Genomic DNA, 23,738 nt, shown 5'->3' with positions numbered 1-23,738 from the left:
GCGCCGTCCATTGGCGCGATCCGGCTGCATGCCGACCGTGTGTGACTTGAGTGCTCGCGAGGTTCGCGAGGATTAAGAGCGACGGTGGCTACCGGTGTATGTCCGATGTGCGCAAGTAGCGTTGCAGCGCCATTGGCTCGTCGGTCTGGATCATGCTCACCCCCTGTGTTCGCAGCGCGCCCCAGACGCTGGCCGGATCGCGCAGCGCGCGCTGGTCGGTGTAGTTCGCCGATAGCCGCATCGGCTTGCCGCTGGCGATGTCGTTGCTCATCGTGTTGACGAACAGGCGCGTATGCGGCGCCAGTTCGCGTTGGGCGATGGCCAATACCGCCGGGTCGTCGAACATCAACTGCACCACTGCTGGACGCAGCGCGGCGGCTTGGTGCAGCGCCTGTTGCGGCGAAAGCGCGGTGTCGCGTTGCAGGTACAGCACCTGCAGCGCGATGCCGGCCTTGCGCGCGCGCTGCAGCGCCGCCTGCGGCACGTCCAGCGGGACGTTCAACAGCACGTCACGCTGCGCCGCGGCCGCCTCGACCACATCGATGACGTGGTCCAGCGCGGCTGCCTTGACGTCCAGGTCCACCAGTACCCGGCCGCGCGCTGCGGCCAGCGCCTGCGCCAACGTCGGCGGGTGGCGCTCGGTCAGCATGCTGGCGCGGCCGCCGCCGCCGCTGCGCACGCGCAACGCGGCGATCTGCGCCGCGTCCAGGTCGGCCACCGCGCCATGGCCATTGGTGGTGCGATCCACGCGTTCGTCGTGCATCAGCACCAGCGCGCCGTCGCGAGTGGTGCGCACGTCGACCTCGACCATGTCCACGCCTTGCGCGATGCACGCGGCGATGCCGTCGAGGGTGTTCTCCGAGGCGAACTTCCAGCATGCGCGGTGCGACACCACCAGCGCATCGCCGTGCGGATCGCGCAGGCGCTCCGGCAAGTCCGTCGCCGTCGCCGTCATCAACGGCAGCCAGATCGCCACGCCCATCAGCAGTTTGCGGTAGCACATGCTCACCACCGCCAGGTCAGCGATGCGTTGTAGTTGCGGCCGAAGATCGGCCGCGCATAGATCGCTTCGGCGGTGCCTTGCCCGGACAGCGTATCCACCCGCGCGTTGCCTTCGGTCAGGCCGGCGCTGTTGTCGACGTTGGCCGCATGCAGCTGCAGTTCCAGGTTGTTGCTGAGGTGGGCGAACAGGCCCAGGTCGTAGGTGGTGTAGGCCGGCAGCGCGGTGGCGTTGGTGTAGTCGACGTAGCGCTGGCCCATGCGGTAGGCCGTGGCCGACAGTTCGAGCGGGTGCCCGGCGATGTCGAAGTACAGGGTCGGGCTGAGCGAGGCCATGAACTTGGGGATGCGCGAGATCTGCTTGCCGTCCAGGTCGCCGTAGCTGGCGCCGGTGCTGGCGTTGCTCAGGCTGCGGGTTTGCGGATCCTGCAGCGTGACCGAGCCGGTCATGCCGAAGTACGCCGAGGGACGCCAGGTGAACTCCGACTCCAGGCCGAAGGTCTGGGTCTGCCCGACCAGGGCCAGGGTCTGCACCGCACCGGCGTCGTCGAGCACGATCGCGCTGATCGACAGATCGTTGAAGCGGCTCCAGAAGCCAACGGTGGAGAACGAGAAGGTGTCGCCGAAGGCGCCGCGCAGGCCGGCTTCGGCCTGGTCGATGTCGGTGACCGCCGCATTCTGCGTCTGGTACACGTTCTGCAGCCGCGGCAAGCGCTGCGACTTGGTGTAGCGGGCGAAGGTCTGCAACTGCGGGGTCAGCGCGAACTCGGCGCCGAGCGTCCATTGCGTGGCATGGCGGCGATCCTCGCGCGCGCTGAACGCGCCGCTGAGGCCGCCCGCACTGTCGTCGGCCAGGGTGGTGGGATCGCCGAGGTTGCGCGTGGTGTTGGCGTACACGCCGCCGTCGGCGCTGTAGCGGGTGTAGCGCACGCCAGCGTCCACGCCGAAGCGGCCGAAGCGCACCGAATCCCACAGGTACGGCGACAGGTAGGTGCCGTTGGCGAAGCCGCGGGTGACGCCGTTGCCGTAGCGCACGAAGCCGTTCTGGGTGACCGCGCCGACCACGTTGCCGGCCGCGTCGTAGGCCAGCACGTCCAGGCGCTGCGCATTGTTCTGCAGCGTGGTCAGCACGGTGTTCTGCAGGCGGTCCTGGGCGTATTCGAAGTGCTGCACGTTCACGCCGGCGGTAAGCGTGTGCTGGCCGAGCGCCGATGCGCCGAACGCCTTGCTCAGGCGCAGATCGTCGGACAGCGTGCGCAGGTGGGTGCGCGCGTTCCACAGGCCGCTTTCCAGCACCAGGCCGTCGGCGCCGGCCGGGTCGTAGACGGCGCCGTCGCGGCTGGTGACGTAGCCGACGCGGGCCACGCGGTTGCCGAAGCCGGTGCGCGCGCGGCCGAGCTGGGTGGACAGGTAGGCGGCGGCGTCGGAGGGCGCGGCGCCGGAGAACAGCGCGGTGTAGTCCACTTCGGCATCGACGAAGCGCATGCGGTTGTTCAGGGTCAGGCCATCGTCCAGGTTCCATTCCAGGTGGGTGCCGAGTTGCTTGACCTTGTTGTGGATGCCGTCGGCCAGATCCAGGTTGCGGGACACGATGCGGTTGCTGTCGAAGGTCGGGACCGTGGTGCGGCGCAGGTCGTTGGACAGCAGGGTGCCGTCCAGCGGGTCGAGCAGCGCCGACAGCGACTGCGAAGGAGTGCGCGGATCGTCTAGCGGGATCGGGTTGTAGAACGCGGTGCGGTCGTCGAGGTACTTGGCGTCCACGTCGAGGATCGCATCGCCCATCAGGAAGGTCAGATTGCCGCGCAACTGGCCGCCCTTGTCGGCGGTATAGCCGGTCTCGCGCAGGCCGTCGTCGCTGCGGTGGTAGCCGCCGATGCTGTAGAGCACGTTCTCGCTCAGCGGGCCGGAGCTGTAGGCGTCCTCGCGGCGCAGGCCGTCGCTGCCGACGGTCATGCGCACCGCGCCCTCGGGCGTGGCCGTGCCGTGGCGTGTGATGGCGTTGACCGTGCCGCCCGGCGCGTTGGTCGCGAACAGCGGCGAGGTGCCGCCGCGCACCACTTCCAGGCGCTCAGTCATCATGTCCAGCGAAAACAGCGTATCGACGTTGAAGAAGCTTTCCTGCGGCTCGTCGAACAGGGTCATGCCGTCTTCCTGGTACTGCACGTAGTACCAGCCGCCGGCGGGCAGGCCGCGCACGTACAGGTTCTGGCCGCCACCCTGGCCGCCGGAGGGCTCGGCCGAGAAGCCGGGCACGGCGCGCAGCATGTCGACGCTGCTGCTCGGCGCCGCGCGATCCAGGCGTTGTTTCGACACCACGCTGATCGCGAACGGCGCGTCCTTCTGTGACTGGCCCTGCGGGGTGCCGGTGACGACGATCTGATCCAGGGTGGTGGTGGCTTCGACTGCAGGCGCTTGCTGCGGCTCCTGGGCATGGGCGCCGGCGGCGAGAACGGAAGACAGGGCCAGCGCTAGCAGGCTCTGCTGTAGTTGGTTGGTACGCATGAAACTCCCCCATTAAAATTATGTGGGGGTAATACTATTTACCATGTATGAAATATATGTGTCCACATGCTAGCGTCGCGGCATCGCCACTTCGGGTCCGTCTCGTCCCATGCCCCATGCCGATTCCCTGCCGCGCGTCAGCGCTGGTGGCCGTCAATTGCTTGACCGTGTGTTCAAGGCCGGGGTGCAGACCCAGGCGGCGCTGAGTCGCGAACTGGGCCTGTCGCAGCCCACGGTCGCACGCCTGCTGCAGGGCTTCGTGCAGGACAGAATGGTGCAGCTCAGCGCGCGCGCCGCCGAGGGTCGCGGCAACCCCAGCGTCGATGTGCGCCTGGCGCCTGACTACGCTTACGCGTTCGGCATCGGCCTGATGGGCGACGTGGTGGCGCTGGCCTTGGTCGATTTCGCCGGCGCCGTGCGCGGCCAGCGCCGCGTCGGCCTGACCGACATGCGGCGCGCGCCGGTGCTGGCGCAGCTGCTGCGGTTCCGCGAGGAACTGCTTGCCGAAACCGGCGTGGATCCGGCGCGGGTAGTCGGCGCGGGCATGGCGATCTCGGCCTTCTTCACCGGCCAGGGCCAGCAGATGGCCGGGCCACCGGCGCTGGAGGACTGGACCCAGGTCGAGTTGGGGCCGATCCTGGAGGAGGCGTTGGGCTGCCCGGTCACGGTGGAGAACGACGGCGCGGCAGCGGCGGTGGCCGAGAGCCTGTACGGGGTCGGCCGCGACTGCCGCGACTTCGCCTACCTGCACCTGACCAACGGCTTCGGCGGCGGCATCATCGCCGACGGCCGGCTATTCCGCGGCCATCGCGGCAATGCCGGCGAGTTCGGCGGCATCTGGACCGTCGCCGGCATGGCCTATCCGAACCTGGACGCCTTGCTGGCCCTGGCCCGCGCGGCCGGGCAGGACTACGCCAGCGTCGAACAGATGCTGGGCGACATCGGCCCGCACAGCCCGGGGGTGGACGCCTGGTTAGCGCTGGCCGAAGCGCCGTTCTCGCAGCTGTGCGCGCACCTGGCCTACACCCTTGATCCGCAGGCGATCGTCATCGGCGGACGCCTGCCGGCACCGATCGGCGAGCGTCTGATCGAACGCATCCGTATCCCGCGTGCACCCAACCGGCATGGGCTGGCACCGCCGCTGCCGGAACTGCGCATCGCGGGTACTGCTGGCGATGCGGTGACCCTGGGCGCGGCGCTCATGCCATTGCAGCGAGCTTTCTTCGCCTGAGCGGGCGGCGCTCTGCCAGCAGTGCCAGCAGCAGACACAGCGCGCCGCAGGCCAGCGGACCGGCAGCCATCGCCCAGCGCAGCAGCTGGCAATGGCTCTGGCGGTAGTCCACCGCGCCCAACAGCAGCCCGATCACGGCGATGCCGGCAGCCAGCGCCACCTGTGCGCTGGCGACCAGCGCAGCGAAGCACAGCGCGTGCTGGGCGACCCCGCGTTCGGCGGTCAGCTGCGCATGCCAGGCCCAGACGAGCTGGCCGCTGCTACCGCCGATCGCGCCGATCCACGCTGCCGCCAGCAGGCTCAGCTGCGGCTTTGCCGGCAGCGCCAGCGCGAACAGCGGGGCGCTCAGCAGCAGTGCCGCGCCGAGCCAGGCCAGCCGTTGTTGCGGCGAATGCCGCCGGCCCAACCGCGCCGCCAGCGGCTGCACCAGCACCGACCCCAGCGCATAGGCGATCAGTACCGCGCTGCCCCAACCTGGCGACAGCAAGCCGTAGGCGGCCACGTACGGTGCCAGTTTGGTGAAGGCGGGCAGGGTCAACGAGATCGCTGCGATCAGCAGCAGCGGCTGCCAGGGAATCGCGCGCCAGCGCGGCGCCGGCGCGGTGTGTGTCGGCGTACCGGCTGTGGTGCGCGGAAGCGGCGCGCCATCGCGCGGTAGCGCGCGTCGCAGCTGCCATGCGCACGACACAGCTACTGCGGCCAACAGGGCGCTGGCCTGCAGTGCGAAGGCCGCGCCGCCGGTGCCGCGCGCCAGCATCGCGCCAACCATCGCACTGACAAGCAGCGCCGCGATACCGCTGCCGGCCAGACGCAACGCGCTGGCACCGTCATAACCGCGCCATGGCCAACGCACCAGGCTCAGCAAGGTGTTCTGCGCCACGTCGCAGACGGCGTAGGCGATGCGGAACAGCAGGCTGAGCACCAGCACGTAGCCCAGCCGTAGCAGCGCCGGCAGCAGCGGCGCGGCGAACACCAGCAGCAGCGCCAGCGCCGCCGCGCTCAGGCCGAGCCATTGCAGGTGCCCGCTACTGGTCACCTCGCGCAATCGCCGGCGCAGGTTCCAGCCGGCGACAAGACCAATCGCTGCGCTGACCAGCAGGCCCAGCGCCAGCACCAGCCCGGCGGCGGCCGCGCCCAGTTCGGCGTGTTCGGTCAACGAATAGATCAGCAGCAGTTCGCTGGCGTACCACAGCAGGCTCTTGCCGAAATGCGCGCAGGCATACGCCGCCAGCGCTTTGTGCGGCAGCGCGGGCAATGGCGGCGGGGTGGCGGGCGGCGTCCGGTGCATCTGACGCCTTATAGCGGCGCGATGCGACAGCACTAAGTCCAGGCGTGCCGATCGGTGCCTGCTAGGGTCGGGGATAGTGGCTCGAGCCATCCGGGAGGTGTCCATGTCCGTGCGCATTTCGTTCCTGTTCGCGCGGCTTGCGGCGCGAGGCCTGTGCTGGCTGCGCCTGCGCGGACATCGAACGCCGATGTCCATCAGCTATCCGGGGCGCACTTGCTGCAACTGCTCAAGGGCGATCCGGATGCCGTTGCCGTGCTGGAACCGCAACTGGCCGAACGCCGTCGCCACCAGGCCAGCGAAGCGGCGACGTTCTGCATCGCCGGCGTCGCCGATCGCGCCGAAGGCGTGCAGTGGTGCGCCCGCGGCGGCGTGCTGCGGCACCAACTGGCCGATCGCGTGGACACCGCGCTCAGCGCGTTGCCGCCGGCCCAATTGCAGCAGCGCGCCTCGATCGCGGTGATCCAGGCGTTGCGCGCGTCCTTTCCCTGGCTCAGGTAGGCGCGCCTACAACTGCGCCGCCAGGCGGCTGCCCTGGGCGATGGCGCGCTTGGCGTCCAGTTCCGCGGCGACGTCGGCGCCGCCGATCAGGTGCGGCTTGCGGCCGGCCGCCTGCAGCGCAGCGTGCAAGTCGCGGCGCGGTTCCTGGCCGGCGCAGACCACCACGGTGCCGACCGGCAGCAACTGCTCGGTGCCGTCCACGCGGATGCGCAGGCCGGCGTCGTCCATGCCCAGGTACTCGACCCCGCCGAGCATGGTCACGCCCTTGGCCTTGAGCGTGGCGCGGTGGATCCAGCCGGTGGTCTTGCCCAGGCGCGCGCCCGGACGGCCTGCACTGCGCTGCAACAGCCACAGCTTGCGCGCCGGCGCTTCCGGCTGCGGCTTGCGCAACGCGCCGCGCGCCTCGAACTGCGGATCCACGCCCCATTCGGCCATCCAACGCGCCGGATCCAGCGCGGTCGATACGCCGGCATGCACCAGGAACTCGCCGACGTCGAAACCGATGCCGCCGGCGCCGATGATCGCGACCTGGTCCGCCGCTTGCACCCGGCCCTGCAGCACATCGAGATAATTGACCACGTTGGGATGATCGGCGCCGGGGAAATCCACCGCGCGCGGCACGATACCGGTGGCCAGCACCACGTCGTCGAAACCGGCCAGCAGCGCCGCATCGGCGGTGGTGTGCAGGCGCACGTCCACGGCGGTGGCCTCGAGCTGGTGGCGGAAATAGCGCAGCGTCTCGTGGAATTCTTCCTTGCCGGGAATGCGCTTGGCCACGTTGAACTGGCCGCCGATCTCCGCGGCGCTGTCGAACAGGGTGACGTGGTGGCCGCGTTCGGCGGCGACCGTGGCGCAGGCCAGTCCGGCCGGGCCGGCGCCGACCACGGCGATGCGCCTGGGCGCCGCCGTGGGCAGGTAGTTCAGTTCGGTTTCGGCCGCGGCGCGCGGGTTGACCAGGCAACTGGCGGTCTTGTTCTCGAACACGTGGTCCAGGCATGCCTGGTTGCAGGCGATGCAGGTGTTGATGGCCTGCGCCTGGCCGCGCCGCGCCTTGTTCGGCCATTGCGGATCGGCCAGCAGCGGGCGCGCCAGCGACACCATGTCGGCGCCGCCGCCGGCGAGGATGCGCTCGGCCACGTCGGGCATGTTGATGCGGTTGGTGGCGATCAGCGGCACCCGTACGTGCGGCTTGAGCTTGGCGGTGACGCCGGCGAACGCGGCGCGCGGCACCGAGGTGGCGATGGTCGGCACACGCGCCTCGTGCCAGCCGATGCCGGAGTTGATCAGCGTCGCGCCGGCGGCTTCGATCGCCTGCGCCTGCGCCACGATCTCCTGCCAGTCGCTGCCGTCCTCGACCAGGTCCACCAGCGACAGCCGGTAGATGATGATGAAGTCCGGCCCGCAGGCCTCGCGGATCCGGCGCACGATCTCCACCGCGAAGCGCATGCGCCTGGTCGCGTCGCCGCCCCAGGCATCGTCGCGACGATTGCTGCGCGGGGCCACGAACGTGTTGATCAGATAGCCTTCCGAGCCCATCACTTCCACGCCGTCGTAGCCGGCCTCGCGCGCCAGCCGTGCGGCGCGCGCATAGGCGCCGATCTGGCGCTCGACCCCGCGTGCGGACAAGGCGCGCGGCGTGAACGGGTTGATCGGCGCCTTCAGCTTCGATGGCGCCACCGACAGCGGGTGGTAGGCGTAGCGCCCGGCATGCAGCAGCTGCAGGCAGATCTTGGCGCCGTGCGCATGCACCGCGCGCGTCACCTGCCGGTGCGGGCGCACTTCCCACGGCCACGACAACTTGCCGCCGAACGGTTTCAGCCAGCCGACCACGTTCGGCGCGAAGCCGCCAGTGACGATCAGCGCGGCGCCGCCGGCGGCGCGCTCGGCGAAATACGCGGCCAGCTTGGGGAAGTCGCGCGCGCGATCCTCCAGGCCGGTGTGCATCGAGCCCATCAGCACCCGGTTTCGCAGCTGGGTGAAGCCCAGGTCGAGCGGGGCGAACAGGTGCGGGTAGGCAGCGGATGAGGGGTCAGGCTGGCCGGAGGCGGGCGACATGGCTTGGATACGCTTGCGTACGGAATCGCGCAGGGTGGCGCGAAACCCGGGCTACGGCAAGAGGGGCGTTGCCTTTGCCATTGTCTTGGTCCTGGCACAGGGATTTTGAAGCTTTAAAGCAAGAGCAACAGCTTCCGGTGGCGCGGGTCACTTTTCTTTGCTTGTGCAAAGAAGCGCTCCTCAGCAGCCGCAGGCTGATCAAAGTAACCAAAAGAAGCGCTTTACCACAGCCGAAGGCTGGTCAAGCACACCCCGCAGCGCGCTCCGGGTCCGCAGCCCCAACGGGCATTGGCACATCGCTGTGCCAACGAAAAACGCCGCGCATCCTGCGCGCCGCCCTTCGGGTATTCGCCCGCCCGGTCTGCCGCGCTGAGGGGACCCGGTAGATCAAAAGCAAAGCAAAGGCGACAGCAACAGCAGGAGCAACAGCGGAGCTGGCGCACGGTCGTGGGAGGGCCAATGACCGCAGCGCGCGCAAGCAGGGCTATCACGCCAGTGTCCGATCAACTGCTGCGCTTGCCGCTCAGCCCCAGCCAACCAGCGCCAGCTTGCCGATGGTGCTGCCGGATTCCAGCCGCTGGTGCGCCTGCCGCAGGTTGGCCGCGTCGATCGGCGCCAGGGTCTCGGTCAGGGTGGTGCGCAACGCGCCGGCGTCGATCAGGCTGGCGGCGCGCGCCAGGATGCGGTGCTGCTCGATCATGTCGACGGTCTTGAAGCGCGCCCGCGCGAACATCATTTCCCAGTGAATGCCGATGCACTTGGCCTTGTACGGATCGCCGATGCGCAGCGCGCCGGCCGGTTCCACGATCAGGCCGACATGGCCCTGCGGCGCGACCAGTTCGCCGAGCGCGTCCCAGTAGCGGTCGGTGTCGGCCAGGTTCAATGCCGCATCCACCTGTTCGATGCCCAAGGCCTGCAACTGCGGCGCCAGCGGCTGGCGATGGTCGATCACGTGCTGCGCGCCCAGCTGCAGGCACCAGTCGCGGGTCTGCTGGCGCGAGGCGGTGGCGATGACCTCGAAGCCGGCATGCCGCGCCAGCTGGATCGCGATCGAACCGACCCCGCCGGCACCGCCGATCACCAGCAGCCGGCGGCCGCGGTTGCGCGCGTCGTCGAAGTCGAATGGCATGCGCTGGAACAGCAGTTCCCAGGCGGTCAACGTGGTCAGCGGCAGCGCTGCGGCCTGCGCGAAATCCAGCGTTGCCGGCTTGCGCGCGACGATGCGCGCGTCGACCAACTGGCACTGCGCATTGCTGCCGGCACGGGTGATGTCGCCAGCGTAATAGACCTCGTCGCCTGGTTCGAATCCCTCGACATCGGCGCCGACCGCCTCGACCACGCCCGCAGCGTCGTAGCCCAGCACCCTGGGCTGCGCTTCCACCTGCGGCTTGGGCGCGCGCACCTTGGTATCGACCGGATTGACCGAGACCGCCTCCACCCGCACCAGCAGATCGAAGCCGGTGGCCGCGGGCGGGGTGGGCAGGTCGGTATCGAACAGGGACTGCGGATCGTCGATCGGCAGGTAGCGGGTCAGGGCGACGGCTTTCATGGTGTCTCCAGGAGTGCGGAATCGATTGTCGGAGTGCGTTGCGGTTGCGGTGGCGCGCGGCGGATTCGGCTCAGACGGGCCGCGGATTGCGCTCGGCGAAGCCGCGCTGATGCCAGTACGGATACGGCGGCACCACCGCGCTGGCCGCGTCCAGCCGTTGCACCTGCGCGGCGTCGAGGTTCCAGCCGACCGCTCCCAGGTTCTGTCGCAACTGCGCCTCGTTGCGCGCGCCGATGATGACGCTGCTCACTGTGGGCCGCTGCAGTAGCCAGTTCAGCGCGATCTGCGGCACGCTCCTGCCGGTCTCGGCAGCGATCGCGTCCAGCGCGTCGACCACCCGGAACAGGCGCTCGTCCTCCACCGGCGGGCCGGCCTCGGTGACCTTGCTGTTGTGCAGCCGGCTGCTTTCCGGCAACGGCTTGCCGCGGCGGATCTTGCCGGTCAGCCGGCCCCAGCCCAACGGACTCCACACCACCGCGCCGACGCCCTGGTCCAGCCCCAGCGGCATCAGTTCTTCCTCGTAGTCGCGGCCGATCAGCGAGTAGTAGGTCTGGTTGGCGACGTAGCGCGACCAGCCATGGCGGTCGGCCACCGCGAGCGACTTCATCAGGTGCCAGCCGGAGAAATTGGACACGCCCAGATAGCGGATCTTGCCGGCGCGGACCAGGTCGTCGAGCGTGGATAGGGTTTCTTCCACCGGCGTCTTCGCGTCGAAGCCGTGCAACTGGAACAGGTCGATGTAGTCGGTGTCCAGGCGCTTGAGCGCGGCATCGACCGCGCGCAGCAGGTGGAAGCGCGAGGAGCCGACGCTGTTCGGATCGTCCGGGTCGAAGCGGAAGGTGGCCTTGGTCGAGATCAACACCTGGTCGCGGCGGCCCTTGATCGCCGCGCCCAGTACCGATTCGGCGGCGCCGCCGGAGTAGATGTCGGCACTGTCGAACAGGTTGACCCCGGCCTCCAGGCAGATGTCGATCAGGCGCCGTGCCTGGTCCACGTCCGAGTTGCCCCAGGCGGCGAAGAAGTCGTTCGAGCCGGCGAAAGTGCCGGTGCCGAAGCTGAGGACAGGGACCTTGAAGCCGGAGGCGCCGAGATGACGGTATTCCATGGTGGAGATTCCTTTGCGGGGGAACGGAAGGGAGAGGCGATCAGCGTGGCGAAGCAGCATCGCGATGCGTGTCGGCCGCGTTGCCGAGCACGCGCGCGGCGGCCTCGGCCATGGCGGCATAGCCGGCGTCGCCGGGGTGCAGGTGATCGCCGGAATCGAACGCGGGCAGCATGCGGGTGGGGTGCGCGGGGTCGCGGAGCAGGGCGTCGAAATCGATGATCGCATCGAAACCGTTGCCGTCGCGTATCCATGCATTGACCTGCTGGCGCACGTGCTCCTTGTTTGCGCTGTGGTAGCCGTGGATTGGCGTGTCCGGCAATGCGCGCTCGAACGGGGTCAGTGTGGCGCCGATCACGCGCAGACCCCGCGCCTGCGCACGCTGCAGTAGTTGCCGGTAGCCGGCGATCAGCTCCTGCGCGGAGACCGGCGCATCGTCCGGCGCGAACGGCGTGGCGTACCAGCTGATGTCGTTGATGCCGATCAGCAGCACCAAGGTATGCACCCCCGGTTGCGCCAGCACGTCGCGATCCAGCCGCGCCAGCGCATTGCGGCCCATCCGGTCGCGCAGCACGCGGCCGCCGGAGATGCCGGCGTTGAGCACCGCCACCCGCTGCGGCGCCAGCCGCGTGGCCAATTGGTCCGGCCAGCGCCGGTCTGCACCTGGGGTGGACGCGGCGCCGTCGGTGATCGAATCGCCCAGCGCCACCACCGCGCCGGCGGCGTCGGCGCGGCGCACCTGGATACCGCTGACGAACAGCCGCACCGGCAGCGCCGTGGCATCGTCCAGCGCCGCATCCGCGGTGCGATTGCCTGCGGCCAGCCAGACGCTGTGCAGGCCTTCCCAGTGGAAGGTGGACGGCGCGGTCGGCTGCGGCAGATACAGGCTGACGCTGAGCCGGGCCAGGTCCGGCACGCTCAGTGCGACCGGATCGCTGAGCACCGGCGCGCCGGGCGGGATGGTCACCCCTTGCTGCCCGCCGAAGCGCAGCGTACGGTCCGAGCCAGGCACGATCGCCGCACCGTCGCCGGCCAGCGCCAGGTGCGCGGCGCCGATTTGCAGCGGCGCGCGGCCGTAGGCGTTAGACAGTTCTACCCGCACCGTCTCGCCGCCCAGGCTGACCCGCGCCACCTGGCGCACGGTCTGCCGCCACAGGTTGAACGGGGTCTGGGTTGGGAACGGGAAGTCCGCGGCCCACAGCGGCTGCGGACTCGCCTGCCAGGTCGCGATCCAGTCGCGCTCGCCGGCGCCGGCCGGCAACGCGAGCGTGCCCAGCAAGGCGCCGGCCAGGGCTGCTTGCTGCAGGTGCTGCCGGCTCACGCCGCACCGCCCGCGGCGCAGGCCGCCGCAGGCGCAGGTTCGAATGCGGGCGACAGCCGTAGCGCCAGCAGCGCCACCGCCAGGCCGGCCGCGGTGACCAGCGCCGCCCAGGGCAATTGCGCCAGGCTGCCGCCATGGCCGATCACCAGTCCGCCGAGCCAGGCGCCCAGCGCATTGCCCAGGTTGAACGCGCCGATGTTCAGGCTCGACGCCAGATGCCGTCCGGCGTCGCCGGCCTTGCCCAGCACCCACAATTGCAGCGGCGCCACCGTGGCGAACGCTGCCACCCCGAGCAAGCCGACCCCCAGCGTCATCGCCGGCGCCGAGCGCAGCGCGAAGGCCAGCGCCGCCAGCACCAGCGCCAACAGGCCCAGGGTCAGCGGCAAGGCGTGGCGCGGATGGCGGCCGGCCAGGCGTCCGCCGAGCACGTTGCCGACGATCATGCCCACCCCGAACACCAGCAGCAGCGGCGACACCGCGCCGTCGGCCAGGCCGGTGACCCGGGTCAGGATCGGCTGGATGTAGGTGCAGGCGGTGAACACGCCGGCATAGCCGAGCACGGTCGTGGCCAGCCCCAGCAGCACCGGCGCGCGGCCGGCCGCGTGCAGTTCAGCGCGCAGCGGCGGTGCGGGCGTGGCGTCGTCGCTGGCCGGGACCAGCGCGGCGATCACCACAGTGGCCAGCAGGCCGATCGCGGCCACCGACCAGAACGTCGCGCGCCAGCCGAACTGCAGGCCCAGCCAGGCGCCGGCCGGCACCCCCAGCAGGGTGGCGACGGCGAGCCCGGTGAACATGGTCGCGATTGCCGAGGCCTTGCGTTGCGGTGCCACCAGCCCGGTGGCGACCACCGCTCCGACGCCGAAGAAGGTGCCGTGCGCCAGCAAGGTGAGCACCCGCGCCGCCATCAGCGTGGCGTAGTCCGGCGCCAGCGCGCAGGCCAGGTTGCCGGCGGTGAACACCAGCATCAGCGCCACCAGCACGCGCTTGCGCGGCCAGCGCCGGCTGGCCACGGTCAGCAGCGGCGCGCCGACGAACACGCCCCGCGCATAGCCGGAGATCAGCCGCCCGGCAGCGGGCACGCTGACCTGCAGGTCGACCGCGACCTGCAGCAGGCCCATGATCACGAACTCGGTGCTGCCGATGCCGAACGCGCCGCCGGTCAGCGCGAACACGGCGAGCGGCAGCCGCGGCGCTGGCCCGGCGTTGGGCGAGGGCGCTGGGGACGGGGGGCATGGCGGATTCCGGAAGGCGGGACGAGCACAGCCTATGGCCCCGCTTTATCAACACAAACTGGCAAGATGTTGAGTGACTTTCAATGAAATCGATAAAATGGACCGGATCGGCGACATCGCGCTGTTCCTGCGCGTGTTCGACCTGGGCTCGATCAGCGCCGCCGCGCAGCCTGGACCTGTCGGTGGCGGTCGCCAGCCAGCGGCTGCAGCGGCTCGAGCGCGATCTCGGCGTGTGTCTGCTGCACCGCACCACGCGGCGCCTGCACCCCACGCCCGAAGGCCTGCAGCTGGCCGAACAGGGCCGTGCGCTGGTCGAGGGCCTGGAGTCGCTGGCCGGCCGCCTGCGCGAAGCCGGCCGTAGCGCCGCCGGCACCTTGCGGGTGACCCTGTCGGCCTCGTTCGGGCGCCAGTACGTGTCGCCGCTCCTGCCGCAGTTCATGGCTCTATATATCCGCAGATGCGGTTGAGCGTGCACCTGAGCGACAACGTGGTGGATCTGGTCAGCGAGGGCTTCGACCTGGCGATCCGGATCGGCGCGCTGCGCGATTTCAGCCTGGTGGCGCGGCGCTTGGCCGGCAATCGCCGCGTGCTGTGCGCCGCTCCCGACTACCTGCGCCGCCACGGCGAACCGGCCACCCCGGCGGACCTGTCCGCGCATGCCTGCCTGCTGCTGACCGGCGCCGAAGGCCGCCAGGACACCTGGCAGCTGCACGGCGCCGAGGGCGAGGTGGCGGTCAAGGTCGGCGGGCCGCTGGAATCCAACTTCGGCGAAGTGCTGCGCGATGCGGCGCTGAACGGCCAGGGCATCGCCCTGCATTCGGTATGGCACGTGGCCGAGGACCTGCGCCGCGGGCGCCTGCGCCAGGTCCTGCCGCAGTATGCGCTCGCCGAAACCGGCATCTACGCGGTGATGCCGCAGCGCCGGCTGGTGCCGCCGCGGGTGCGCGCCTTCGTCGAATTCATGCAGATTCAGCTCGCCGATCCGCCGCCCTGGGAGCGTCTGCAGTGAGAATCCCGCGCCATCTGGGCATCTGTCTACAAGCGCGCACGGCTTGTGCACCTCGCATTGCATCATTTCATGAAGCTGTATAGGGTGTATCCACGACCATCGAGGGGCTGGTCGTGGGTTTCACATGTTACGCGCCCGTTAACGCCGTCTTCACCATGCCGAGCATAATGTGCGCGGCGATGGCGTGCGGAACGGCCGTCTGGATGTGACGAGACATCTGTACTGAACCATGCCCTATCGGTTTTTATATCCCCGAAACAAGGAGCTGTATTAATGAACAAGAAAATTCTCACCGCCGCGTTGCTCGGCGGTCTGGCCGTCGCCCAGGCAGCGTCCGCACAGGAATTCGACGATCGCTGGTACCTGACCGGTTCGGCCGGCTTCAACTTCCAGGACAACGACCGTCTGACCAACGACGCCCCGTTCGTCACCCTGGGTCTGGGCAAGTTCGTCAGCCCGAACTGGTCGATCGACGGTGAACTGAACTATCAGAACCCGAACTTCGATGCCAACCAGGACCTGAACTGGAGCCAGTACGGCATCTCGTTCGACCTGCGTCGCCACTTCATCCAGGAAGGCCGTGGCTGGAATCCGTACCTGCTGTTCGGTCTGGGCTACCAGCGTTCGGAAGAAGAGTTCGACACCGGCGGCGCCGTGTCCCCGGGCCAGCGCAAGGACGGCAACTTTGCCGCCAAGGCCGGCGTCGGTCTGCAGACCACCTTCGACAAGCGCGTCGCCGTGCGTGCCGAAGTGGCCTACCGCGCCGACTTCGACGACAAGAGCGTTGCCGCTCCGTCCGAGAACTGGTTCGGCGACGTGCTGGCTTCGGTCGGCGTCGTGATCCCGCTCGGCCCGCCGCCGGCTGCCCCGGTTGCCGCTCCGGCTCCGACCGCTGCCCCGAGCTGTGCGGATCTGGATGACGACGGCGACGGCGTCAACAACTGCGACGACAAGTGCCCGGCCTCCCAGCCTGGCCAGACCATCGGTCCGGATGGTTGCCCGGTGCCGGTGTCGATCGACCTGAAGGGCGTGAACTTCGACTTCAACAAGTCGACCTTGCGTCCGGACGCGATCGCGATTCTGAGCGAAGCCACCGAGATCCTGAAGCGTTACCCCGACCTGAAGGTCGAGGTTGCCGGTCACACCGACTCGAAGGGTACCGACGCTTACAACCAGAAGCTGTCCGAGCGTCGTGCGACCACCGTGTATGACTACCTGACCAAGAACGGCGTGGACGCTTCGCGTCTGGTCGGTCCGATCGGTTACGGCGAGAGCCGCCCGATTGCGCCGAACACCAACCCGGATGGTTCGGACAACCCGGAAGGCCGTGCGAAGAACCGTCGTACCGAGCTGAACGTCCAGAACTGATCGGACGCTTCATGCTTCAAGCAAAGCCCGGCCTCGCGCCGGGCTTTGTTTTTGTGCGTGTGGAGCCGGGACCGGGGACCCGGGACTCGGAAAAGCGGCGCTCTTGCAGAAGCAGGACAAAACGTCTTGCAAGCTGAACTTTTTCAGCCTTCCCAATTATTTAGCGCATGCAGTGCCGGTATTGGTTGAAACTGCGCCTGGCCCTGCCTACACTCGCGGCGTCGTCTCGCCTGAATGGAAAAAAACCGATGCTGCGTATCGTTATGGCCGGCTTGCTTGGTCTTGCCTTGATTCCTGCTGCCCATGCCGCACCGGATTGCGCCGGCGATGTGCTGCCCAAGCCGCTGCCGCTGCCGGCCACGGTCGGTGCGCCGATCGCCTCTGAACTGTCCACGCGCAACCTGCAATTGGGCATGCCCAGCGGAGTGCTGGCGCAGTCCTACAGCAGCGACCAGTCGCTGGACCGGGTGCTGCTGCGGCTGCGCGCCGAGGGTTGCCAGAGCCTGGCCAATGCGATGCCGGGCGGTGCTGCGGTGAAGCCGAACGATCCGGCCGCCTACAAGCCGACCACCGCATTCGACAACACCCCGTGGCGCTTCGACATGAGCCAGAACGGCAAGCGCATGACCGCCGAAGAGTTCGACGCCTGGATGAAGGCGCGCGGCGTGCGTGTGGTCAAGGCGCGTCCGGCGCCAGCCGCAGTGCCCACCGCCGCAACGGCGCCCGACGCGGCCGCGCCGGTCGACAAGCAGTAAACGCTGCGCGCGGTCGCAACAGCGACCGCGCCTGCGTAGCGAAGCGCGAGCGGTGAAATCTCCTTCGCGTTCCCGCCGGCCCGCATCGCGCACCTCGGTGCCAGCGGCCGACGTCTCGCGATCGCCGCACGCCGGCCAAGCACGCCACGGCCTGGCGCGCACCCTGTCCAAGCTCGGTCTGTGCTCGCGCACCGAGGCCGCGCGCTGGATCGCCGCCGGCCGCGTTGCGGTCGATGGCCACACCGTCACCGATCCCGAATTCCCGATCCTGCGCGGCCGCCACCGGCTGGCCCTGGATGGCGTGGCGCTGGCCGCGACGCAGCGCCTGTACCTGATGCTCAACAAGCCGCGCGGCCTGGTCACCACCGCGCAGGACGAGCGCGGCCGCGACACCGTCTACCGCTGTTTCGACGGCGCCGGATTGCCCTGGCTGGCCCCGGTCGGGCGCCTGGACAAGGCCAGCGAGGGCTTGCTGCTGTTCTGCAACGATCCGCAATGGGCCGCGCGGGTCGCCGATCCGGCCAGCGGCCCGGACAAGGCCTATCACGTGCAGGTCGATGCGTTGCCCGACGCGGCGCTGCTGGCGCGCATGTGCGCCGGCGTCGTCGCCGACGGCGAGCCACTGCGCGCCAAACAGGTGCGGCTGCTGCGGCAAGGCGACAAGCACGCCTGGCTAGAAGTGGTGCTGGACGAGGGTCGCAACCGGCAGATCCGGCGCCTGCTTGCCGAACTCGACCTGGGCGTGCTGCGCTTGGTGCGGGTGGCGATCGGCGGGCTGGCGCTGGGCGAACTGGGCAAGGGCGCGTGGCGTGAGCTGAGTGTGGCGGAGGTGGAGGCGTTGGGGGCGGGACCGGTGACCGGTGACCTGTGACCTGGGGGATGATCGCGAGTGCGTTGCATCTCTGCTTTTTTGTAGGAGGGGCTTCAGCCCCGACGCGTTTACCGGCAAGGCGTCGGGGCTGAAGCCCCTCCCACAGAAAAGCGGCGAGCTGAAACGCAAAAAAGCCGTTTTTCACCCAAAAACGTCATTTTTTATCGAATCGCTTGACAGCGATTTTCGCTCGGACATCATCCTGCGGTCCCCGGTCCCCGGTCCCCGGTCCCCGGTCCCCGGTCCCCGGTCCCCGGTCCCCGGTCCCCGGTCCCCGGTCCCCGGTCCCCGGTCCCCGGTCCCCGGTCCCCGGTCCCCGGTCCCCGGTCCCCGGACCCCGGTCCCCGGTTTCAGATCACTCCCAACTCGCGCCCGATCCGTACGAACGCGTCGATCGCCCGGTCCAATTGCGCGCGGGTATGCGCGGCGCTGATCTGGGTGCGGATCCGCGCCTGGCCCTTGGGCACCACCGGGAAGAAGAAGCCGATCGCGTAGATGCCTTCCTCCAGTAGCCGCTCGGCGAAGCGTTGCGCCAGCGGTGCGTCGTACAGCATCACTGGGCAGATCGGATGGGTGCCGGGCTTGATGTCGAAGCCGGCCGCGGCCATGCGTTCGCGGAAGTGGCGGGTGTTCTCGACCAGTTGCGCGCGCAACTCGTCGGCCGCGTCCAGCATCGCGAAGGCCTTGATCCCGGCGGCGACCACGTGCGGCGGCAGCGAGTTGGAGAACAGGTAGGGGCGCGAGCGCTGGCGCAACAGTTCGATCACCTCGCGCCGGCCGGTGGTGAAGCCGCCAAGCGCGCCGCCCATGGCCTTGCCCAGGGTGCCGGTGAAGATGTCGATCTGGTCCATCACCCCTTTGACCTCGGCCGAGCCGCGCCCGCTGGCGCCTAGGAACCCGGTGGCGTGGCATTCGTCGATATGCACCAGCGCGCCGTACTTCTTCGCCAGCGCGGTGATCTGGTCGAGCGGGGCGATGAAGCCGTCCATCGAGAACACGCCATCGCTGGTGATCAGCTTGGTCTTGCAGCCGGCCGCGTCGGCCGCCTGCAGCTGCACTTCCAGGTCGGCCATGTCGCAGTTGGCGTAGCGGAAGCGCTTGGCCTTGCACAGGCGTACGCCGTCGATGATCGAGGCGTGGTTGAGCGCATCGGAAATGATCGCATCGGCTTCGCCGAGCAGTGGCTCGAACAGGCCGCCGTTGGCGTCGAAGCAGGCGGCGTAGAGGATGGTGTCCTCGGTGCCGAAGAACTCGGCGATGCGCGCTTCCAGCTGCTTGTGCAGGTCCTGGGTGCCGCAGATGAAGCGCACCGAGGCCATGCCGAAGCCGTGGGTATCCAGCGCATCCTTGGCCGCGGCGATCAGCGCCGGGTGGTCGGCCAGGCCCAGGTAGTTGTTGGCGCAGAAGTTCAGCACGCGGCGGCCGTCGGCCAGCACGATTTCGGCCGACTGCGGGCCGACGATGATGCGTTCGGACTTGAACAGGCCCTGCGCGCGGATCGCGTCCAGTTCGTCGACATAGTGCTGGGTGAGACGGGAATCGGTCATGACGGGCACGCGCAGGCGGGAGAGGTGGAGATTTTAACGCGGCGTGTGCGATGGTCTGCAGGCGTCATGCACAAATCGCATAAGCATCGGCGGTGAAGTCATTTCACCAGACGAATGCGGCTGCGCAGCATGGCGCACTGGCCGTGGTCGCATGGCCGGACCGCCCGTGCCTCGACCCATCTTCCGGAGATCCGCCCATGCCCAGCCTCCTGCCGCGCCGATTCAGCCCGCTGCTCGCGCTCGCGCTGTGCGCGTTCGCCGGCACCGCCGCGGCGCGCGACGTGCAGTTGCTCAACGTATCCTACGATCCCACGCGCGAGCTGTACCGCGACTACAACACCGCCTTCGTCAAGCACTGGGAGCAGACCCACAGCGGCGACAAGGTCAGCGTGGAGACCTCGCACGGCGGTTCAGGCAAGCAGGCGCGCTCGGTCATCGACGGGGTCGAGGCCGACGTGGTGACGCTGGCGCTGGCCTATGACGTGGACGCGATCGCCGACAAGGGCAAGCTGATCGATCCGGGCTGGGCCAAGCGCCTGCCCGACAACAGCGCCCCGTACACCTCCGCCATCGTGTTCCTGGTGCGCAAGGGCAACCCGAAACAGATCAAGGATTGGCCGGACCTGCTGCGCACCGGCGTGTCGGTGATCACCCCGAACCCGAAGACCTCCGGCGGCGCACGCTGGAACTACCTGGCCGCCTGGGCCTACGCCGACCACATCTTCAAGGGCGACCGCGAGCGCATCCTCGGCTACATGCGCGCGTTGTTCCGCAATGTGCCGGTGCTGGACACCGGCGCGCGCGGCGCCACCACCACCTTCGTCCAGCGCGGCATCGGCGACGTGCTGCTGGCCTGGGAGAACGAGGCGTTCCTGGCGCAGGAGGAACTAGGCAAGGACAAGTTCGAGATCGTGGTGCCGAAGCTGTCGATCCTGGCCGAGCCGTCGGTGGCGGTGGTCGACAGGAACGTGGACAAGCACGCTACCCGCGCCGTCGCCGAGGAGTACCTGAAATACCTGTATTCGCCGGAAGGGCAGAAGATCGCGGCCAGGCACTACTACCGCCCGCGCCATCCCGAGTACGCCGATCGCGCCGACATCGCGCGGCTGCCGAATGTGCAACTGGTGACCATCGATCAGGCGTTCGGTTCCTGGGCCAAGGCCCAGGCCGAGCACTTCAACGACGGCGGCCTGTTCGACCAGATCCAGGCGAGCAAGTGACGCGATGGGAGTGAACGCCGTCGCCGCCACCCGCGCTCCGTCGCGGCGCAGGGTGATCCCCGGGCTGGGCCTGAGCCTGGGCATTACTCTGACCTGGTTGGGGTTGGTGGTGCTGATCCCGCTGCTGGGCGTGGTGCTCAAGACCAGCGGCCTGGGCGGGCATGGCGTGTGGCAGGTGTGGAGCGAACCGCGAGTGCTGTCGGCGCTGCGGGTCAGCTTCGGCACCGCCTTCGTCGCCGCCGCGTTCAATGCGCTGATGGGGACCTGGGTAGCCTGGGTGTTCGTGCGCTACCGTTTCCCCGGCAAGCGCCTGTTCGACGCGATGATCGATCTGCCGTTCGCGCTGCCGACCGCGGTGGCCGGCATCGCGCTGACCGCGCTTTACGGCGGCAACGGCTGGGTCGGCCGCTGGCTGGAACCGCTGGGGCTGAAGATCGCCTACACCCAGCTCGGCATCGTGGTGGCGCTGGTGTTCGTCGGCTTGCCGTTCGTGGTGCGGATCGTGCAGCCGGTGCTGGCCGAGGCCGAGCGCGAAGTGGAGGAAGCCGCGGCCACGCTCGGCGCCGGCCGCTGGCAGACCATCCGCCGCGTAGTGCTGCCGGCCCTGTGGCCGGCGGTGCTGACGGGATTCGCGCTGGCCTTCGCGCGCGGCATCGGCGAATACGGCTCGGTAATCTTCATCGCCGGCAACCTGCCCAACGCGACTGAGATCGCGCCGTTGCTGATCACTATCCGCCTGGAGGAATTCGACTACGCCGGCGCTACCGCGATCGCCGCGGCGATGCTGCTGCTGTCGTTGCTGATGCTGCTGGTGGTCAATGGCGTGCAGGCGCGCTTCGCGCGACGCGGTCTGGCGGCGCATTGAGATGAACGATACCGTGTCCAGCTTGACCCTCCCGTTTTCGGAGACTGCGTTGAGCGCATCGCCTCCCGCCGCTCGCCGCCGCGCCGCCTCGGTCACCACCGAGCCGTGGTGGGTGCAGGCGCTGTTGATCCTCGGCGCGATGGGCTTCCTGCTGTCGTTCCTGTTCCTGCCGCTGCTGCTGGTGTTCGTCGAAGCGCTGCGCGGCGGCATCGGCGTGTTCTGGCGGGCGATCTCCGATCCCGACGCGCTCGCCGCGATCCGCCTGACCCTGCTGGTGACCGCGATCGTGGTGCCGTTGAACCTGGTGTTCGGCGTCGCCGCAGCGTGGGCGGTGAGCAAGCACCGCTTTCCCGGCAAGCGCCTGCTGGTGAGCCTAATCGACCTGCCGTTCTCGGTGTCGCCGGTGGTCGCCGGGCTGGTCTTCATCCTGATCTTCGGCCGCAGCGGCTGGGCCTGGCCGCTGATCGACGAAGGTTGGCGGCTGCACCTGCCGGTGTTCGGCGAGGTGCTGCTGCAACTGCCGCGGATCGTGTTCGCGCTGCCCGGCATCGTGCTGGCGACGACCTTCGTCACCTTCCCCTTCATCGCCCGCGAGTTGATGCCGCTGATGGAGCAGCAGGGCAGCGACGAGGAGCTGGCGGCGCTGAGCCTGGGCGCCAACGGCTGGCAGATGTTCTGGCGGGTGACCATGCCCAACATCCGCTGGGGCCTGTTGTACGGCGTGCTGCTGTGCAGTGCGCGGGCGATGGGCGAGTTCGGCGCGGTGTCGGTGGTGTCTGGGCATATCCGCGGGCGCACCAATACGCTGCCGCTGCACGTGGAGATCCTCTACAACGAGTACGCCTACAGCGCCGCGTTCGCCTGTGCCAGCCTGCTGGCGCTGACCGCGCTGCTCACCCTGGCGCTGAAGTCCTATCTGGAATGGCGCCACGGCGAATCGCTGGCCGCCAATCACCGACACTGAGGTTGCGATGACCATCCGCGTACAGCACCTGGGCAAGCGTTTCGACGCGTTCGTCGCGCTCGACGACGTCAGCCTGGATATCCGCCAGGGCGAACTGCTTGCATTGCTGGGGCCGTCCGGCTCGGGCAAGACCACCTTGCTGCGGGTGATCGCCGGGCTGGAGCATGCCGACGCCGGGCGCGTGCTGATCGACGGCGAGGACGCGACCGGCCTGCCGGTGCAGTCGCGCCGGGTCGGCTTTGTGTTTCAGCACTACGCGCTGTTCAGGCACATGACCGTGCGCGACAACATCGCCTTCGGCCTACGCGTGCGCCGCGGCGCCGAGCGCCTGGCCGAGTCGGCGATCCGGGCGCGGGTGAGCGAACTGCTCGCGCTGGTGCAGTTGGACGGACTGGAGGCGCGCTATCCGACCCAGCTGTCCGGCGGCCAGCGCCAGCGCGTGGCCTTGGCGCGTGCACTGGCGATCGAGCCGCGCGTGCTGCTGCTGGACGAACCGTTCGGTGCGCTCGACGCGCAGGTGCGGCGCGACCTGCGGCGCTGGCTGCGCGAGCTGCACGACCGCACCGGACTGACCACCGTGTTCGTCACCCACGATCAGGAAGAGGCGCTGGAACTGGCCGACCGCGTGGCGATCCTCAACCGCGGGCGCATCGAGCAGCTCGGCAGTCCGGCCGACGTCTACGAACGCCCGGTGTCGCCGTTCGTGTACGGCTTCGTCGGCGCGGTCAACCGGCTGCCGGCGCACCTGCACGACGGCCAGTTGCAGGTCGCCGGCCTGGCGCTGCCGGCGCCGGACACATCGCTGTCCAGCGGCCCGGTCGATCTGTACGTGCGCCCGGAAGATCTGGCGCCCAGCGACAGCGGCTGGGCGGCGACGGTGCTGTCCTCGCAGCGCAGCGGTTCGCGCCTGCGCCTGCGCGCGCAACTGGCGCATGGCCAGGACGAAGTGGAAGTGGAGTTGCCGGCGGGCGAGGGCGCCACCCGTTACGCGCCGGGCCAGGTGCTGCAGCTGAGCGCACGACGCTTCGGCCTGTTCGCGCAGCAGCGCAGCTAGCGGATTCGAATCGGCGCGCCGGCTCGGCGTAGGAGCGACTTCAGTCGCGACGGGCTTTATCGGTAACGCCGGTCGCGGCTGAAGCCGCTCCCACACGTTCCTGTCCGCAAGCAGATAAAAGCCCGCCAGGCCCCGGACGCAGGCTTGGCCGCTGGCGCATGGCGTAGACAAACATTGACCCGAAGCCCGCAGCGGCAAGGCCTGCGCTGACTTGGTTTGTCTTGAAAGTGTTGCACTGCAAGAAAAAACGGGTTAAAAAATTGTGAGGCCAGCATTGCAGCACGCGCTGGAACCACCCTCTCGTCAAC

General features: G+C 69.0%; 18 protein-coding genes and 1 pseudogene. 10 read left to right on the top strand and 9 right to left on the bottom strand.

From position 1 onward, the window contains the following. Positions 1–88: 88 nt before the first annotated feature. Positions 89–1,003, bottom strand: coding sequence for a glycerophosphodiester phosphodiesterase family protein (locus E4A48_RS12595; protein ID WP_237655019.1), 915 nt, complete (start codon positions 1,001–1,003; stop codon positions 89–91). A 2-nt stretch (positions 1,004–1,005) separates the two neighbouring features. Then, a complete protein-coding gene (locus E4A48_RS12590; RefSeq protein WP_142742530.1) occupies positions 1,006–3,501 on the bottom strand; it encodes a TonB-dependent receptor in 2,496 nt (831 codons plus the stop codon). A gap of 109 nt (positions 3,502–3,610) precedes the next feature. Here E4A48_RS12590 and E4A48_RS12585 point away from each other — a divergent pair, with 109 nt between their 5' ends. Then, entirely contained in the window at positions 3,611–4,732 is a 1,122-nt protein-coding gene (locus E4A48_RS12585; protein WP_058196753.1) for an ROK family transcriptional regulator, read from the top strand. Here E4A48_RS12585 and E4A48_RS12580 read toward each other — a convergent pair. Beyond that, on the bottom strand, positions 4,701–6,020 hold the full coding sequence (locus E4A48_RS12580; RefSeq protein ID WP_142742529.1) for an MFS transporter: 1,320 nt from the start codon (positions 6,018–6,020) through the stop codon (positions 4,701–4,703). The two genes, E4A48_RS12585 and E4A48_RS12580, sit on opposite strands and share 32 nt — an antisense overlap. 213 nt (positions 6,021–6,233) lie before the next feature. Here E4A48_RS12580 and E4A48_RS12575 point away from each other — a divergent pair, with 213 nt between their 5' ends. After that, the gene (locus E4A48_RS12575) at positions 6,234–6,518 is read left to right on the top strand and encodes a Rap1a/Tai family immunity protein (protein ID WP_058196751.1); all 285 of its coding nucleotides are present in this window, start codon (positions 6,234–6,236) and stop codon (positions 6,516–6,518) included. A gap of 6 nt (positions 6,519–6,524) precedes the next feature. Here the strand turns inward: E4A48_RS12575 and E4A48_RS12570 are convergent, their stop codons facing one another. The 5 genes from E4A48_RS12570 to E4A48_RS12550 form a co-directional block, all read right to left on the bottom strand. Continuing rightward, a complete protein-coding gene (locus tag E4A48_RS12570; RefSeq protein WP_039007458.1) occupies positions 6,525–8,573 on the bottom strand; it encodes an NADPH-dependent 2,4-dienoyl-CoA reductase in 2,049 nt (682 codons plus the stop codon). A gap of 523 nt (positions 8,574–9,096) precedes the next feature. Further along, the gene (locus tag E4A48_RS12565; protein WP_142742528.1) at positions 9,097–10,122 is read right to left on the bottom strand and encodes a zinc-binding alcohol dehydrogenase family protein; all 1,026 of its coding nucleotides are present in this window, start codon (positions 10,120–10,122) and stop codon (positions 9,097–9,099) included. Positions 10,123–10,192: 70 nt separating this feature from the next. Then, positions 10,193–11,227 (bottom strand): aldo/keto reductase, encoded by a 1,035-nt coding sequence (locus E4A48_RS12560; RefSeq protein WP_039007453.1) that lies wholly within the window; start codon positions 11,225–11,227, stop codon positions 10,193–10,195. A gap of 40 nt (positions 11,228–11,267) precedes the next feature. Continuing rightward, positions 11,268–12,545 (bottom strand): SGNH/GDSL hydrolase family protein, encoded by a 1,278-nt coding sequence (locus tag E4A48_RS12555; RefSeq protein ID WP_142742527.1) that lies wholly within the window; start codon positions 12,543–12,545, stop codon positions 11,268–11,270. Continuing rightward, positions 12,542–13,717 (bottom strand): MFS transporter, encoded by a 1,176-nt coding sequence (locus E4A48_RS12550; RefSeq protein ID WP_052235060.1) that lies wholly within the window; start codon positions 13,715–13,717, stop codon positions 12,542–12,544. Before E4A48_RS12550 ends, E4A48_RS12555 begins: the two co-directional genes overlap by 4 nt. Positions 13,718–13,874: 157 nt before the next feature. Between E4A48_RS12550 and E4A48_RS12545 the strand changes: the two are divergent. The 4 genes and pseudogenes from E4A48_RS12545 (at position 13,875) to E4A48_RS12530 (ending at position 17,780) form a co-directional block, all read left to right on the top strand. Then, positions 13,875–14,786 (top strand): annotated as a pseudogene (locus E4A48_RS12545) (LysR family transcriptional regulator). Positions 14,787–15,059: 273 nt separating this feature from the next. Further along, positions 15,060–16,154 (top strand): OmpA family protein, encoded by a 1,095-nt coding sequence (locus E4A48_RS12540; protein WP_039007448.1) that lies wholly within the window; start codon positions 15,060–15,062, stop codon positions 16,152–16,154. Between the two features lie 248 nt (positions 16,155–16,402). Further along, positions 16,403–16,909, top strand: a complete 507-nt coding sequence (locus tag E4A48_RS12535) for a hypothetical protein (RefSeq protein WP_142742526.1) — start codon at positions 16,403–16,405, stop codon at positions 16,907–16,909. Between the two features lie 52 nt (positions 16,910–16,961). Then, entirely contained in the window at positions 16,962–17,780 is an 819-nt protein-coding gene (locus E4A48_RS12530; RefSeq protein ID WP_409976340.1) for a pseudouridine synthase, read from the top strand. A gap of 350 nt (positions 17,781–18,130) precedes the next feature. On the opposite strand, the gene kbl is transcribed toward E4A48_RS12530, so the two are convergent. Further along, complete coding sequence (kbl, locus tag E4A48_RS12520; RefSeq protein WP_039007442.1) at positions 18,131–19,327, bottom strand: glycine C-acetyltransferase; 1,197 nt, start codon at positions 19,325–19,327, stop codon at positions 18,131–18,133. A 197-nt stretch (positions 19,328–19,524) separates the two neighbouring features. On the opposite strand from kbl, the gene E4A48_RS12515 reads away from it, so the two are divergent. Genes E4A48_RS12515 through E4A48_RS12500 form a run of 4 tightly spaced genes read left to right on the top strand, consistent with a single transcriptional unit; the run spans position 19,525 to position 23,430 of the window. Beyond that, entirely contained in the window at positions 19,525–20,547 is a 1,023-nt protein-coding gene (locus E4A48_RS12515; RefSeq protein ID WP_039007441.1) for a sulfate ABC transporter substrate-binding protein, read from the top strand. Positions 20,548–20,551: 4 nt separating this feature from the next. Then, entirely contained in the window at positions 20,552–21,412 is an 861-nt protein-coding gene (gene cysT / locus E4A48_RS12510; RefSeq protein WP_142742524.1) for a sulfate ABC transporter permease subunit CysT, read from the top strand. A gap of 1 nt (position 21,413) precedes the next feature. Continuing rightward, entirely contained in the window at positions 21,414–22,376 is a 963-nt protein-coding gene (gene cysW / locus E4A48_RS12505; RefSeq protein ID WP_058196463.1) for a sulfate ABC transporter permease subunit CysW, read from the top strand. Between the two features lie 7 nt (positions 22,377–22,383). After that, positions 22,384–23,430 (top strand): sulfate/molybdate ABC transporter ATP-binding protein, encoded by a 1,047-nt coding sequence (locus E4A48_RS12500; protein ID WP_039007438.1) that lies wholly within the window; start codon positions 22,384–22,386, stop codon positions 23,428–23,430. Positions 23,431–23,738 lie beyond the last annotated feature (308 nt).

This window comes from Xanthomonas translucens pv. cerealis, assembly GCF_006838285.1.
Lineage (GTDB): Bacteria > Pseudomonadota > Gammaproteobacteria > Xanthomonadales > Xanthomonadaceae > Xanthomonas_A > Xanthomonas_A cerealis.
This window is presented reverse-complemented; position numbering and strand designations above follow the sequence as displayed.